General features: G+C 74.3%; 13 protein-coding genes. All 13 read left to right on the plus strand.

All coding sequences use genetic code 11. From position 1 onward, the window contains the following. Positions 1 to 107 precede the first annotated feature (107 nt). Positions 108 to 2033 carry a TIGR03960 family B12-binding radical SAM protein gene (locus FHL80_RS15950; RefSeq protein ID WP_138734369.1) on the plus strand — a complete coding sequence of 642 codons (1926 nt, stop codon included), beginning with the start codon at positions 108 to 110 and terminating at the stop codon, positions 2031 to 2033. Beyond that, positions 2034 to 2801 carry a TIGR03936 family radical SAM-associated protein gene (locus FHL80_RS15955; RefSeq protein WP_138734370.1) on the plus strand — a complete coding sequence of 256 codons (768 nt, stop codon included), beginning with the start codon at positions 2034 to 2036 and terminating at the stop codon, positions 2799 to 2801. A 270-nt stretch (positions 2802 to 3071) separates the two neighbouring features. Further along, complete coding sequence (locus FHL80_RS15960) at positions 3072 to 6251, plus strand: Rne/Rng family ribonuclease (protein WP_246078717.1); 3180 nt, start codon at positions 3072 to 3074, stop codon at positions 6249 to 6251. A 177-nt stretch (positions 6252 to 6428) separates the two neighbouring features. Next, positions 6429 to 6752, plus strand: coding sequence for a 50S ribosomal protein L21 (rplU, locus tag FHL80_RS15965; protein WP_138734371.1), 324 nt, complete (start codon positions 6429 to 6431; stop codon positions 6750 to 6752). 7 nt (positions 6753 to 6759) lie between these two features. After that, on the plus strand, positions 6760 to 7035 hold the full coding sequence (gene rpmA, locus FHL80_RS15970; RefSeq protein ID WP_138734372.1) for a 50S ribosomal protein L27: 276 nt from the start codon (positions 6760 to 6762) through the stop codon (positions 7033 to 7035). Between the two features lie 96 nt (positions 7036 to 7131). Further along, positions 7132 to 8622: a GTPase ObgE gene (gene obgE, locus FHL80_RS15975; RefSeq protein ID WP_138734373.1), complete on the plus strand. Its 1491-nt coding sequence runs from the start codon at positions 7132 to 7134 to the stop codon at positions 8620 to 8622. Beyond that, on the plus strand, positions 8619 to 9755 hold the full coding sequence (gene proB / locus FHL80_RS15980) for a glutamate 5-kinase (RefSeq protein WP_138734374.1): 1137 nt from the start codon (positions 8619 to 8621) through the stop codon (positions 9753 to 9755). The genes obgE and proB overlap by 4 nt, the downstream gene beginning before the upstream one ends. A 73-nt stretch (positions 9756 to 9828) precedes the next feature. After that, positions 9829 to 10308: a peptide deformylase gene (gene def, locus FHL80_RS15985; RefSeq protein WP_138734375.1), complete on the plus strand. Its 480-nt coding sequence runs from the start codon at positions 9829 to 9831 to the stop codon at positions 10306 to 10308. Continuing rightward, positions 10308 to 10916, plus strand: a complete 609-nt coding sequence (locus FHL80_RS15990; RefSeq protein WP_138734376.1) for a GNAT family N-acetyltransferase — start codon at positions 10308 to 10310, stop codon at positions 10914 to 10916. The genes def and FHL80_RS15990 overlap by 1 nt, the downstream gene beginning before the upstream one ends. 80 nt (positions 10917 to 10996) lie before the next feature. After that, on the plus strand, positions 10997 to 12247 hold the full coding sequence (locus FHL80_RS15995; RefSeq protein ID WP_138734377.1) for a glutamate-5-semialdehyde dehydrogenase: 1251 nt from the start codon (positions 10997 to 10999) through the stop codon (positions 12245 to 12247). A gap of 32 nt (positions 12248 to 12279) precedes the next feature. Further along, entirely contained in the window at positions 12280 to 13164 is an 885-nt protein-coding gene (locus tag FHL80_RS16000; protein ID WP_138734378.1) for an AAA family ATPase, read from the plus strand. Continuing rightward, positions 13164 to 14603 (plus strand): vWA domain-containing protein, encoded by a 1440-nt coding sequence (locus FHL80_RS16005; RefSeq protein WP_216870775.1) that lies wholly within the window; start codon positions 13164 to 13166, stop codon positions 14601 to 14603. The genes FHL80_RS16000 and FHL80_RS16005 overlap by 1 nt, the downstream gene beginning before the upstream one ends. Positions 14604 to 14908: 305 nt before the next feature. Further along, positions 14909 to 15567, plus strand: a 659-nt coding sequence (nadD, locus tag FHL80_RS16010; RefSeq protein WP_246078719.1) for a nicotinate-nucleotide adenylyltransferase, incomplete at its 3' end; no start/stop codon positions are given.

A 15567-nucleotide genomic window follows, 5' to 3' on the forward strand; every position in this document is an offset into this window, starting at 1 on the left:
GTCCTCCCGCACCGGCGTTGCTGCGGGAGGACGGCCTTTGATCAGGTCACCTGATCCACGACAGACGCCGGGGAGCCGCGCGGGGGCCGGGCTACCCTGGACGGGTCATGACTGTGGACTCGCTCTACCCCCAGCTCGAGCCGTTGCTCGCCCAGGTGCAGAAGCCCATCCAGTACGTCGGCGGTGAGCTCAACGCGCAGGTGAAGCCGTGGGACGACGTCGCCGTCCACTGGGCGCTGATGTACCCCGACGCCTACGAGGTCGGCCTGCCCAACCAGGGCCTCATGATCCTCTACGAGGTGCTCAACGAGCGCCCGGACGCCCTGGCCGAGCGCACGTACGCCGTCTGGCCCGACCTCGCCGGGCTGATGCGCGAGCACGGCGTCGGCCAGTTCACCGTCGACGCGCACCGCCCGGTGCGCGACTTCGACCTGCTGGGCGTCAGCTTCGCCACCGAGCTCGGCTACACCAACCTGCTCGAGGCGCTCGACCTCGCCGGCGTGCCGCTGCACGCGGTCGACCGCGACGAGACCCACCCGGTCGTGGTGGCCGGTGGGCACGCCGCCTTCAACCCCGAGCCGGTCGCCGACTTCGTCGACTGCGCCGTCCTCGGGGACGGCGAGCAGGTCGTCGGCGACATCACCGACGTCGTCGCCGCGTGGAAGGCCGAGGGCCGCCCCGGCGGGCGGGTCGAGCTGCTCGCCCGGCTGGCCCGGGTCGACGGCGTCTACGTGCCGCGCTTCTACGCCGTCAGCTACGCCGCCGACGGGACGATCGCCGAGGTGCTGCGCACCCGGGACGACGTCCCGGCGCGGGTGGGCAAGCGCACGGTGATGGACCTGGACGAGTGGCCCTACCCGAAGCAGCCGCTGGTCCCGCTGGCGGAGAGCGTGCACGAGCGGATGAGCGTGGAGATCTTCCGCGGCTGCACCCGGGGCTGCCGGTTCTGCCAGGCCGGGATGATCACCCGGCCGGTACGTGAGCGGACGATCACCGGGATCGGCTCGATGGTCGACGCCGGGCTGAAGGCCACCGGCTACGAGGAGGTCGGGCTGCTGTCGCTGTCCAGCGCCGACCACTCCGAGATCGGCCAGCTGGCCACCGAGCTCGCCGACCGGTACGAGGGCACCAACACCGGCCTGAGCCTGCCGAGCACGCGGGTGGACGCCTTCAACGTGACCCTGGCCAACGAGCTGTCCCGCAACGGCCGGCGCAGCGGCCTCACCTTCGCCCCCGAGGGCGGCAGCGAGCGCATCCGCCGGGTGATCAACAAGACCGTGTCCAAGGAGGACCTGGTCCGCACGGTCACCACCGCCTACGCCAACGGCTGGCGGCAGGTGAAGCTCTACTTCATGTGCGGTCTGCCGACCGAGACCGACGCGGACGTGCTGGAGATCGCCGAACTGGCGGTCGAGGTCATCCGGGCCGGCCGGGAGGCCAGCGGCACCAAGGACATCCGCTGCACCGTCTCCATCGGTGGGTTCGTGCCCAAGCCGCACACCCCGTTCCAGTGGGCCGGGCAGGCGAGCGCGGAGACCATCGACTCCCGGCTCAAGCTCCTCCGGGAGGCGATCAACAGCGACCGGCGGATCGGCCGGTCCATCGGCCTGCGCTACCACGACGGCAAGCCCGGCGTGATCGAGGGACTGCTCTCCCGCGGCGACCGCCGGGTCGGCACGGTCATCGAGCGGGTGTGGCGCGACGGCGGGCACTTCGACGGCTGGAGCGAGCACTTCTCCTACGAGCGGTGGGCGACCGCCGCGGCCGAGGAGCTCGCCGCCTTCGGCCTCGACCTCGCCTGGTTCACCACCCGGGAGCGCACGGAGCACGAGGTGCTGCCCTGGGACCACCTGGACTCCGGGCTGGACAAGGAGTGGCTCTGGGAGGACTGGCAGGACGCGATCTCGGAGGACGAGGTCGGGGACTGCCGCTGGACCGGCTGCTACGACTGCGGGGTCTGCCCGACCATGGGCACCGAGATCCAGATCGGCCCGACCGGGCGCAGCCTGCTGCCGTTGACCGTGGTGCGCTGAGTGGCCCGCCAGCCCGACGGCCCTCCGCCGCCGCCCACCGTGCAGAAGCTGCGGCTGCGCTACACCAAGCGCGGCCCGCTCCGGTTCGCCTCGCACCGCGACCTGGCCCGGGCGCTGGAGCGCGCGCTGCGCCGGGCCGAGGTGCCGATGGCGTTCTCCGCCGGGTTCAGCCCGCACCCGAAGATCTCCTACATGGGGGCGGCGCCGACCGGTGCCGCCTCGGAGGCGGAGTACTTCGAGATCGGGCTGTCCGCGCGCCGGGACCCCGAGCAGGTCCGCGCCGCGCTGGACGCCTCCCTGCCGCCGGGGATCGACGTCCTCGAGTGCGTGGAGGCGCTCGAGGGGAGCGGGTCGCTCGCCGACCGGCTGGACGCCACCCGCTGGCGGATCGACCTGCCCGGGGTGGACGCCGACGAGCTGTCCGCCGCCGTCCAGGAGCTGCTGGCACGGGAGGTGGTGCTGGTCGCCAAGCGCACGAAGAACGGCCTCCGGGACGTCGATGCGCGCGCTGCCGTCGTCCGTGCGGCGGTGGCCGTGGAGGCAGGTTGTGCCATACTGCACGTGGTCGTACGGCAGCTCACGCCGACCGTTCGACCGGACGACGTGATGGCCGCTCTGGCTGCCGTCGCCGACCTGCGCCCGCCGTTGCCCATCCGGGCCGTGCGTGAGGCGCAGGGCCGGCTCGACGACAGCGGTGAGGTCGCCGATCCGCTTGGGCCCGACCGCGCGGTGCGCTCCTGCTGCCAGGAGGAGCGCGCGCAGGTCTGAACCGGCGGAGCCGGACGCCGGGCGTCGTCCGCGCCACGTCTGCCAGCCGTGACGCGCCCGCACCACCCTGATCTTGCTCGGCCAGCACCACCCGCGTTCCGCACGCTGCACCACCGGGCCCCAGCCGCACCGGCCGGGGCGCGGACCCAGACTTCGCGAGAAGGGCGCCGCCGCACCTCGCGGCCCGCCCGACCCGCCCAACCCGCGTTCCTGCGCGGCCGCCTGTCGGAGACGACCGGCGCCCGGGGACGCACAGGAGGCGAGCCCTCAGTGGCCGACCGCATCGACCCAGACACCATCGCGACCGACGGAGCCCCGGCTCCTGAGGAGCAGCCCACCGCAGAGGCCGCGGAGGCCCCGACCGAGCAGGCCGCCGCCGAGCCGGCCACCGGCGCCACCGAGGACGACGAGGACGACGAGGCCACTGCGGCCACGGCCCTCGCCGCCGCGGAGAGCAACCCCGGCCCCGAGCGCGACCCGGCCGACGACCGCACCCCGGCGCCCGAGTCGGAGCCCGACCTGCCCCGCTTCGGGGCCCAGTTCAGCTCCCCGGAGCCCACCACCGTGACCGCGCGGCCGCGCCGCCGCGCCACCCGCCCGGCCCTGGCGGCCGACCCGGACTCGGTGCCGGCGCCGCCGCCGGCGGCTCCGCCGGTTCCTGCCTTCATCACCTTCGTGGCCCCCGAGCCCGACGCCGCGCCGCCGCGCCGCCGCAGCCGGCGGCCCGCGGAGTCCCCGGCCGAGCCGGAGGAGGCCGTCCAGCCTGCCGCGGAGGCCGACGACCGGGAGGCCGAACCGGCCCGCCCGCGTGGTCGCGGCCGCGGTCGGCGTCGTGCCGCCGAGGAGGCCGTGGCCGAGCCGGTCGAGGCCGAGGACACCGACGTCCCCGAGGTCGAGGCCGACGTCGAGGCCGACGTCGAGGACCGCGACCTCGAGGACGCGGACGACCGTGACGACGAGGACGGCGGCAGCCCGGGCAGCCGTCGCCGCCGCCGGGGACGCCGGGGCCGTGGCCGTGGCCGCACCGAGGACTCCGGCGACGCCGAGACCGACGCCGAGGCCGAGACCGACGCCGACGAGGACATCGAGGCGCCCGTCGCCGGCACCGCGGACACCGACGAGGAGTCCGAGGACACCTCCGACACCGAGGGCGACGACAGCGACGACGAGACCGACGACGACAGCGCCGACGCCGGGCAGGGCTCGAGCACCCGGCGCCGTCGGCGTCGGCGTCGCCGGGGGAGCAGCGGCGAGGGCGCCGCGGAGGACGCTCCCGACGACGACGACCGCCCGGAGCGCGCCGGCCGCAACGGCCGCACCTCCAGCGACGACGACGTCCGCGGCGTCGCCGGGTCGACCCGGCTCGAGGCCAAGCGCCAGCGTCGCCGCGAGGGCCGGGACGGTGGCCGCCGCCGCGCCCCGATCCTGTCCGAGTCGGAGTTCCTGGCCCGCCGCGAGGCCGTCGACCGCGCCATGGTGATCCGCCAGCAGGGCGAGCGCACCCAGATCGCCGTCCTCGAGGACGACGTCCTGGTCGAGCACTACGTGACCCAGACGCAGGCCACCTCGTTCGCCGGCAACGTGTACCTCGGTCGCGTGCAGAACGTGCTGCCCAGCATGGAGGCGGCCTTCGTCGACATCGGCAAGGGCCGCAACGCCGTCCTCTACGCCGGTGAGGTCAACTGGGACGCCGCCGGCCTGTCCGGCAAGTCGCGGTCGATCGAGACCGCGCTGAAGTCCGGGGACAAGGTCCTGGTCCAGGTGACCAAGGACCCGATCGGGCACAAGGGCGCCCGGCTCACCCAGCAGATCAACCTGCCCGGTCGCTTCCTGGTCTACGTGCCCGGCGGCTCGATGACCGGCATCAGCCGCAAGCTCCCGGACAAGGAGCGCACCCGGCTCAAGGACGTCCTCAAGAAGATCGTCCCGGACGACGCCGGCGTGATCATCCGGACCGCCGCGGAGGGGGCTTCGGAGGAGGAGCTCACCCGCGACGTGGCCCGGCTGCAGGCGCAGTGGGAGGTCATCCAGACCAAGGCCGCGTCCACCAGCAACGCCCCGACGCTGCTCTACGGGGAGCCCGACCTGGCGATCCGGGTGATCCGCGACGTCTTCAACGAGGACTTCAAGCGGCTGGTCGTCCAGGGCGACGACGCCTGGGACACCGTCGAGGCCTACGTCGCGCACGTGTCCCCGGAGCTGTCCGAGCGGCTGCAGCGCTACGCCGGCACCGGCGACGTCTTCCGCGACCTGCGGATCGACGAGCAGCTGATGAAGGCCCTGGACCGCAAGGTCTGGCTGCCCTCCGGCGGCTCGCTGGTCATCGACCGCACCGAGGCGATGACCGTCGTCGACGTCAACACCGGCAAGTTCGTCGGCTCCGGGGGCAACCTGGAGCAGACGGTCACCCGCAACAACATCGAGGCCGCCGAGGAGATCGTCCGCCAGCTCCGGCTGCGCGACATCGGCGGGATCATCGTCATCGACTTCATCGACATGGTCCTGGAGAGCAACCGCGACCTCGTGCTCCGGCGGCTCACCGAGTGCCTGGGCCGGGACCGGACCAAGCACCAGGTCGCCGAGGTCACCTCGCTGGGCCTGGTGCAGATGACCCGCAAGCGGGTCGGCCAGGGCCTGCTGGAGGTCTTCTCCGAGCCGTGCGAGCACTGCCGCGGTCGCGGGGTGCTGGTGCACCTGGACCCGGTGGAGGACAAGAAGCGGTCCGGCGGCAACGGCAACGGCAACGGCAGCGGCAGCGGCGGGGGTCACTCCGGCGGCGGCCGCAACCGCGACCAGCGCGGGGGCGACCAGGGACCGGCCAAGGACACCGGCACCGGCCGCGCCGACCAGCCGCGTCCCGACGCCGCGGAGACCGTGGAGACCCCGGCCGAGCAGCCGGTGGACCTCGAGGTCACCGAGCCGGCCGAGCAGGGCAGCAGCGAGGGCCGCGGTGGCCGGCGCAGCCGGGGGCGCCGCGGCCGCGGCCAGTCGGGCGAGGCCCGCGCAGCCGAGGACGCGGCCGTGCTCGCCGCGGTGGGCGACGACCAGGACACCGAGCAGGCCCCCGTCGAGCAGGTCGCCGTCGAGCAGGTCGCCGTCGAGGAGGCCCCCGCCGACGAGGTCGTCGTCGACGAGGCCGTCGCCGACCAGCCGGTCGTCGAGCAGTCGGACGCCGAGGTGCCGGACGTCGAGGCGCCGGACGTCGAGGTGCCGGCCGCCGCGGAGCAGCCGACGCCGGACACGGTGCTCGCTGCGGCGCTCACCGGCGCTCCGGAGGCTCCCGTCGCCGCCCCGGTCGAGGAGACCGCTGCGGAGCCGGCGGCCGAGGTCGCGCCTCCCGCAGTCGTCGCACCGCAGGCGGTCGCCGAGCCGGTGACCGAGGACGCCGCGCCGGTGGCCCGGCCGCGGCGCCGCCGGGCGGCGTCCCGGCCCGCCGGGCCCCCGGCCTGACGGAGGACCACGTTCGACCCGGGCTCCCCGGCTCGGGTACGCTGGTCGGGTTGCCGCGGGACGACAGGCCGCTTCCAGGCGGATCCGGTCGGCCGGCAGCCCGTCCAGCACTCGGCCCGCCCAGGTGCGCGCAGGACACAGTGCTGGACCTGAAGAGAACCGATCGAGGAGTCAGTGGTGTACGCAGTCGTCAAGGCCGGTGGAACGCAGCACAAGGTGGGTGTCGGTGACACGTTCACCGTCAACCGCCTGAGCGGGGTGGCCGGTGACACCGTCACCCTCCCTGCCATCCTGCTGGTCGACGGCGACACCGTCACGACCGATGTGCAGGCGCTCGCAGGCGTGACCGTGACCGGCGAGATCGTCGAGCACGGCAAGGGCCCGAAGATCCACATCCACAAGTTCAAGAACAAGACGGGCTACCACAAGCGGCAGGGGCACCGTCAGCCCCTGACCAGCGTCGTGGTCCGGGCCATCGACACGGACATCACGAAGGGCTGACGACGACATGGCACACAAGAAGGGCGCATCGTCGTCCCGCAACGGCCGCGACTCCAACGCCCAGCGCCTCGGCGTGAAGCGCTTCGGTGGCCAGGTCGTCAAGGCCGGCGAGATCATCGTCCGCCAGCGTGGCACCCACTTCCACCCCGGCCTGGGTGTCGGCCGCGGCAAGGACGACACGCTGTTCGCCCTCGTCCCGGGCGCGGTGACCTTCGGGTTCCGCCGCGGGCGTCGCGAGGTCACGATCGCCGCCGTTCCGGCCCGCGAGACCGTCTCGGTCTAGCAGTCCCAGCACGTCCGCGGGGTGGCAGCGCCGATCTGGCGCTGCCACCCCGTTCCCATTCAGCCAGTCCGGCCGTAGTGCAGAGAGGCGGCGACCATGGCCGCTTTCGTCGACCGTGTGACGGTCCACGTGGCCGCAGGGAACGGTGCCCACGGGGTCAGTTCCGTCCACCGCGAGAAGTTCAAGCCGCTCGGCGGCCCCGACGGGGGCAACGGCGGTGACGGCGGCGACGTCGTCCTCGAGGTCGACCCGAACGTGCACACGCTGCTGGACTTCCACCACGCGCCGCACCAGAAGGCCGCCAACGGCAAGCAGGCCGCCGGGGACTACAAGAACGGCGGCCGCGGTGAGGACCGCGTGCTGCGGGTCCCGCCGGGCACCGTCGTCACGATCGACGGCGAGCAGGTCGCCGACCTGATGGGCGCCGGCACCCGCGTGGTCATCGCGCACGGCGGCAAGGGCGGGCTCGGCAACGCCGCGCTGGCCAACGCCCGTCGCAAGGCCCCGGGCTTCGCCCTGCTGGGCGAGCCCGGCGAGGCGGTCGACGCCGTCCTCGAGCTCAAGAGCATCGCCGACGTCGGCCTGGTCGGGTACCCGTCGGCCGGCAAGTCCTCGCTGGTCGCGGCGATGTCCGCGGCGCGGCCGAAGATCGCCGACTACCCGTTCACCACCCTCGTGCCGCAGCTGGGCGTGGTCCGCGCCGGCGACGTCACCTACACGATGGCCGACGTCCCCGGGCTCATCCCCGGCGCCTCCACCGGCAAGGGCCTCGGCCTGCAGTTCCTCCGGCACGTGGAGCGCTGCGCCGTCCTGGTGCACGTGGTCGACATGGCCACCATGGAGCCGGGGCGCGACCCGGAGAGCGACATCGAGGCCCTGGAGCACGAGCTGCGGGAGTACGGCGGCGAGGAGCTCGACCTGGTCGGCCGGCTGCGGATCGCCGTGCTGAACAAGATCGACGTCCCCGACGCCCGTGAGCTCGTCGACCTGGTCCGCACCTCGCTGGAGGAGCGCGGCCTGCAGGTCTTCCCGATCAGCGTCGCGACGCACGAGGGCCTGGACGAGCTGGGCTTCGCGCTGGCCCGCGAGGTCGAGGCGTACCGGGCCGCGCTGCCCGAGGTGGAGCCGGTGCGGATCACCCTGACGCCGCGCGCCGTGGACGACGGCGGTTTCACCATCGAGCCCGACCCGCGCACCGACGGCTGGCTGGTCCGCGGCAAGCGGCCGGAGCGCTGGATCCGGCAGACCGACTTCACCAACGACGAGGCCGTCGGCTACCTCGCCGACCGGCTCAACCGGCTGGGCGTGGAGGAGGGGCTGGCCAAGGCCGGCGCCGTCCCCGGCGACGCGATCACCGTCGGCGACGTCACCTTCGACTGGGAGCCGACGCTGCCGGCCGGCACGCTCACCGTCGAGGAGACCGCGGGCCTGGGTGGCCGCGGCACCGACGTGCGGCTGGACACCCACGCCCGGCCCCGCGCCGAGGACCGGCTGGCGGCCAAGAAGGCCCGCCGGCTGCCCCACGAGCTGGCCGACGACGACGGCTGGATCGACACCCGGCTGCTCGAGGACGACGCCGACCGGTGAGCACGCGGGCAGACGTCGCCGCCGCTTCCCGGGTGGTGGTCAAGGTGGGGTCCTCGTCGTTGACGACGCTGCCCGGCGGGCTGGACGTCGACCGGCTGCGCGCGCTGGTCGACGTCCTCGGCGCGCTGCGGGCCGCCGGACGGCAGGTCGTGCTGGTGTCCTCCGGCGCGATCGCCGCGGGCCTGGCGCCGCTGTCGCTGACCGGGCGGCCCCGGGACCTGGCCACCGCGCAGGCGGCGGCCAGCGTCGGCCAGCTCCGGCTGGTGCAGACCTACGCCGACGCCTTCGCCGCGCACGGGGTCACCGTCGGCCAGGTGCTGCTGACCGCCGACGACCTGACCCGCCGCAGCCACTACCGCAACGCCTCGCAGACCATCGAGCGGCTGCTCGCGCTGGGCGTGCTGCCGATCGTCAACGAGAACGACACGGTCGCCACCGAGGAGATCAGGTTCGGCGACAACGACCGGCTCGCCGCGCTGGTCGCGCACGTGGCGGTGGCCGACGCCCTGGTCCTGCTGTCCGACGTCGACGGCGTCTACGACGGGGACCCGCGCACCGGCCCGGCGCAGCTGATCGACACCGTCCGCAGCCCCGACGACCTCGCCGCGGTCGCGCTCGGCCGGGCCAGCCGCAACGGCGTGGGCACCGGTGGGATGGCCACCAAGGTCGAGGCGGCGCTCATCGCGTCGGGTGCCGGGGTGCCCGTGGTCGTCACCTCCACACCGCAGGCGGCGGCCGCGCTGGCCGGGGAGCGGGTGGGCACCCTGTTCGCGCCCCGCGGCCGACGTCCCAGCGCCCGGCAGTTCTGGCTGCGCTACGCCAGCCGCCCGCGGGGCCGGGTGCTGCTCGACGAGGGCGCGGTCCGCGCGGTGCGGGAGCGGCACGCCTCGTTGCTGGCCGCCGGCGTCACCGGCTCGACCGGTGACTTCCTGGCCGACGACCCGGTGGAGCTGGTCGGCCCGGACGGCGTCGTCGTCGCCCGCGGGCTGGTCGCCTACGACGCCCGGGAGCTGCCGGCCCTGCTGGGCCGCAAGACCGCCGACCTGGACCCCGAGCACCGGCGCGAGGTCGTGCACCGCGACGAGATGGTGCTGGTCAGCCGCCGGTCATGGGCTGAGAGACTGCCGCGGTGAGCGAGCTTGCGAGCGGACGAGACGGCAGGGCACCCGCGGGCACGCGGCTGACGAGCGTCAGCGAGGAGGACGCGTGACCGTCCGTCCCATCCGTGAACTCGGTGACCCCGTCCTGCGCACCCCGGCCGACCCGGTCCGGGCGTTCGACAAGGACCTGGCCGCTCTCGTGCGCGACCTGGAGGAGACCGTCGACCACCCCGGCCGGGCCGGGCTCGCGGCGACGCAGATCGGGGTCGGCCTGCGGGTCTTCTCCTACAACGTCGACGGCGTCATCGGGCACCTGGTGAACCCGGTGATCGCCGAGCGCTCCGAGGAGACCCAGGACGACGACGAGGGCTGCCTGTCCATCCCGGGCCTCTACGCGCCGACCGTGCGGGCGATGCACTGCGCCGCCGAGGGCTTCGACGTCCACGGCGAGCCGCTGCGGATCGAGGGCAGCGGGCTGCTGGCGCGCTGCCTGCAGCACGAGGTCGACCACCTGGACGGGAAGCTCTTCGTCGACCGGCTGACCGGCGAGGCCCGCAAGCGGGTGCTCCGCGCGCTGCGCAGCTGATGACCTGGCTCGAGCCGGTCACGCTGGCCGGCGACGTCGTCACCCTCGAGCCGCTGCGCCGGGAGCACGCGAGCGTCCTGGCCACCGCCGCCGCCGACGGCCGGCTGTGGGAGCTCTGGTACACCTCGGTGCCCACCCGCGAGGGCATGGCCGCCGACGTCGAGGCCAAGCTGGCCCTGCGTGACGCCGGCGCGATGCTGCCCTTCACCGTGCGCCGCAACGACACCGGCGCCGTGGTCGGGGTGACCACCTTCTGCAACATCGACGCCGGGACGCCGCGGCTGGAGATCGGCTCCACCTGGACGGCGGCGTCCGCCCAGCGGTCCGGCGTGAACACCGAGAGCAAGCTGCTGCTGCTCGGGCACGCGTTCGAGGTGCTCGGCTGCCTGGCGGTCGAGTTCCGCACCCACTGGCACAACACCCAGTCCCGGACCGCGATCGCCGCGCTCGGCGCCAAGCAGGACGGCGTGCTGCGCAACCACCGACGCCTGCCCGACGGCTCGCTGCGGGACACGGTGGTCTTCTCCGTCACCGACGCCGAGTGGCCGGCGGTCCGCAACCGGCTCCGGCACCGGCTCGCCCGCCACGGCGCCCGAGGACAGGCATAGGAAGCTCCGCACCCGGTACTGGGCCCGAGACCGGGTGCAGAGCTTCCTTCGCCTGAGACATCGCCGCGTAACCTCGGTGCGTGTCCGCTGACGACTTCCCGCTGATCGGAGCGGCCGCCGCGCGCGCCCGTGAGGCCGCCCGCGTGCTGCGCACCCTGCCCACCGAGACCAAGGACGCCGCGCTCCTCGCGATGGCCGAGGCGCTGCTCGAGCGGGCCGACGAGGTGCTGGCCGCCAACGCCGCCGACGTCGAGGCCGCCGCAGCCGCCGGGACGCCGGAGTCGGTGCTCGACCGGCTGCGACTCACCCCGGCCCGGGTGTCCGGGGTCGCCGACGCGCTGCGTCAGCTGGTCGCCCTGCCGGACCCGGTGGGCGACGTCGTCCGCGGGTCGACGCTGGCCAACGGCCTGCAGCTGCGCCAGGTCCGGGTGCCGCTCGGCGTCGTCGGCATCGTCTACGAGGCCCGGCCGAACGTGACCGTCGACGCCGCGGGGCTGTGCCTCAAGAGCGGCAACGCCGCGCTGCTGCGCGGGTCGGCCTCCGCGCACCGCACGAACACCGCCCTCGTCGCCGTCCTGACCGAGGCCGCGGAGAAGGCCGGGCTGCCGGCCGGGTCGGTCGCGCTGCTGCCGGCCGACCGGGCGTCGGTGGGGGAGCTGCTGAACGCCCGCGGCCTGGTCGACGTGGTCATCCCGCGCGGTGGTGCCTCGCTGATCCAGCGGGTGGTCACCGAGTCCAGGGTGCCGGTGATCGAGACCGGTGTCGGCAACTGCCACGTGTACGTCGACGCCTCCGCCGACGCCGCGATGGCCGAGGCGATCGTCCTGAACTCCAAGACCCACCGGGTGAGCGTCTGCAACTCCGCCGAGACGCTGCTGGTGCACCGCGACGCCGCGTTCCTCCCGCGGCTGCTCACCGCGCTGGCTGACGCCGGCGTGACGCTGCACGGCGACGACGCCGCCCGCGCCGCGCACGACGGCGTGCTCGCGGCGACCGACGAGGACTGGGCGACCGAGTACCTGTCGATGGACATGGCGGTGCGCGTGGTCGACGACCTGCCGCAGGCGCTGGACCACATCAGCCGGTGGGGGAGCGGGCACTCCGAGGCGATCGTCGCCGACTCCGCGCGGGCGATCGCCGACTTCACCGCCGGCGTCGACGCCGCCGCCGTCCTGGTCAACGCCTCCACCCGGTTCACCGACGGCGGCGAGTTCGGCTTCGGTGCCGAGATCGGCATCTCCACCCAGAAGCTGCACGCCCGGGGGCCGCTGGGGCTGCCGGAGCTCACCTCCACCACCTACGTCGTCACCGGCAGCGGCCACACCCGCTGACCCGGCAGCCCGCCGCCCGACCGAGGAGCCGCATGTCCCGCACGCCCACGCACGCCGCCCAGTTCGCCGACGTCGCGGACGTGACGACGCGGCTGTCGGCCGCCGGCTACCTCCCCGACCACCAGATCGCGACGACGGTCTTCCTCGCCGACCGGCTGGGCAAGCCGCTGCTCGTCGAGGGCCCCGCCGGGGTCGGCAAGACCGAGCTGGCCAAGGCGATGGCCTCGGCCACGGGCGCGGAGCTGATCCGGCTGCAGTGCTACGAGGGGCTGGACGAGGCCCGGGCGCTGTACGAGTGGAACTACAAGAAGCAGCTGCTGCGGATCTCCGCCGCCGGCTCCGGCGGGGCGGACTGGGACACCGTCCACGACGACGTCTTCGGTGAGGAGTTCCTGCTCTCCCGGCCGCTGCTGACCGCGATCCGGCGCACCGAGCCGACCGTGCTGCTCATCGACGAGACCGACAAGGCCGACGTCGAGGTCGAGGGACTGCTGCTGGAGGTGCTCAGCGACTTCCAGGTGACCATCCCGGAGCTGGGGACCATCACCGCCGCCCGGCGGCCGATGGTGGTGCTGACCTCCAACGCCACCCGGGAGCTGTCCGAGGCGCTCAAGCGGCGCTGCCTGTACCTGGCGCTGGACTACCCGAGCGCCGAGCGGGAACGGGAGATCGTGCTGTCCCGGGTGCCGGAGCTGACGCCGGCGCTGGCCGACCAGCTGGTGCGTACCGTGCGGGCACTGCGGGCGCTGGAGCTGAAGAAGGCGCCGTCGATCTCCGAGACGCTGGACTGGGCCCAGACCCTGCTGGCGCTCGGGCTGGACACCCTGGACGAGTCGGCGATGCGCTCGACGCTCGGCGTGGTGCTCAAGCACGCCAGCGACCAGGTGCGGGCCGTCGCCGAGCTCCGGCTGAACTGATGTCCGCGCCGGTGCCGTCCGCCGCGGTGGAGCCCGGAGGCCTCGTCGGGCACCTGGACGGCTTCGTCCGCGCGGTCCGGGAGGCCGGGGTCCCCGTCGGGATCAGCCAGGCGGTGGACGCCGCCCAGGTGCTCACCGTCGTCGACCTGCTCGACCGGGAGCAGCTGCGGCACGGCCTGGCCGCGGTGCTCCTCCGGCGGGCCGCGCAGCGTCCGGCGTTCGACGTGCTGTTCGACCTGTGGTGGCCGCTGACCGACCGGCCGGTGCCCGCCGAGGACGAGGCGTCCGACGGCCCGGCCGAGGACGGGGACGCCGCGGACGGCCCGCTGCCGGTCGGGAACCCGGGAGCGCTGACCGAGGCGATGCGCGCGGAGCTGCTGCGGCTGCTCACCGAGGGCGACGAGGAGGCGCTGCGCCGGTTCGCCCGGCTCGCCGTGGACCAGCTCGGCGCCGGGGCGCCCTCGCCGTCGGGGCAGTCCTTCTTCAGCTACCGCGTCCTGCGGGCGCTGTCGCCGGACACCCTCATCGCCCAGCTGCTGGCCGGGCTGCTCGGCGACGCCGACCGCGGCGGGCTGGCCGAGCAGGTGGCCCGGCAGACTGCCAAGGAGCGGATCGCCGCGTTCCGGACGGCGGTGGAGGCCGAGGTGCGCCGCCGGACCGCCGCGGAGAAGGGGCGGGACAAGGTCGCCCGCAACGCCGTCCGGCCGCTGGCCGACCAGGTCGACTTCCTCCGTGCCCAGCAGTCCGACCTCGCCGAGCTGCGCCGGACCGTCGCGCCGCTGGCCCGCCGGCTGGCCGCCAAGCTCTCGGCCCGGCGCCGGCTGGGCCGGGAGGGGCGGCTGGACTTCCGGCGGACGGTGCGGGCCTCGCTGGCCACCGGTGGCATGCCGCTGGTGACCCACCACCGGCCCCGGGTGGTGCACAAGCCGGAGCTGGTCGTGCTCTGCGACGTCAGCGGGTCCGTCGCCGGGTTCAGCCACTTCACGCTGATGCTGACCCAGGCGCTGCGGGAGCACTTCAGCGGCGTGCGGGCCTTCGCCTTCGTCGACTCGACCGACGAGGTCACCCGGTTCTTCACCCCGGGCGCCGACGTCGTCGACGCCATCGCCCGGATCGGCAGGGAGGCCGACGTCGTCAGCTTCGACGGGCACAGCGACTACGGCAACGCCCTGGAGGTGTTCGCCGAGAAGTGGCCGGGTGCGGTCGGGCCGAAGACGTCGCTGCTGGTGCTCGGCGACGGGCGGACCAACTACCGCCATCCCGGCCTGCCCACCCTTGCCGACCTGGTCCGGAGGTCGAGGTCGGCGCACTGGCTCAACCCCGAGCCGCGACGGCTGTGGGGGAGCGGTGACTCGGCGGCCGACCGCTACCGCGAGGTCATCCCGATGGTCGAGGTGCGCACCGCTGCCCAGCTCGCGGACTTCGTCACCACGCTCTGATCCCCGCACGGCCCGACGTGCGCCGGGTGACACGCCCATGGGAACGATGTCATCGAGGTTCCTCCCCGCGGACCCGTCACCGAAACGGCATCGTCCCGTTGTCCAGCGCGGGACGGCAGCGCGCCGACCCACGGCGGCGACCCGCGGGTCGCTCCGCGGGGCGATGCCGGCGACCGGCTGCACGGGGGAGCCGGTCGCCAGGAGTGGGCGCTGCGCGGCCACCCCGCACCCTGCCCGGGCGCCGGCCCGCTGGAGCCGATCGGTCCGCCGACCGGCTCCAGCGGCATCCGGGCTAGGCTCGACCGGTGGCGGGACGTCGGCTCGGGGTGATGGGTGGCACGTTCGACCCCGTCCACCACGGTCACCTCGTGGCCGCGAGCGAGGTCGCCGGGCTGTTCGGGCTCGACGAGGTCGTGTTCGTCCCGACCGGTGCGCCGTGGCAGAAGTCCGACCGCGGGGTGAGCCCGGCCGAGGACCGCTACCTGATGACCGTGATCGCCACCGCCTCGAACCCGCGGTTCTCGGTGAGCCGGGTCGACGTCGACCGGGGCGGCCAGACGTACACCATCGACACGCTCACCGACCTGCAGCGCGAGCACCCGGACGCGGAGCTGTTCTTCATCACCGGCGCCGACGCGCTCGCCCAGATCGTGAGCTGGCGGGAGACCGACAAGCTGTTCCAGCTCGCCCACTTCGTCGGTGTGACCCGGCCCGGCTACCAGCTGGCCGACGCCGACCTCCCGCCCGGTGCGGTCAGCCTCGTCGAGGTGCCGGCGCTGGCGATCAGCTCCACGGACTGCCGGGACCGGGTCCGCCGCGGGATGCCCGTCTGGTACCTGGTCCCCGACGGCGTGGTGCAGTACATCGAGAAGCGCGGGCTCTACCACGGCGGACCCTCCCGCCCCGGTGAGGTGCTCCCGGGGACCGGGCTCCGGCTCCTCGGCGCCTCCCGCAGCCAGGACCC

This window comes from Modestobacter excelsi, assembly GCF_005930495.1.
Classification (GTDB): Bacteria; Actinomycetota; Actinomycetes; order Mycobacteriales; family Geodermatophilaceae; genus Modestobacter; species Modestobacter excelsi.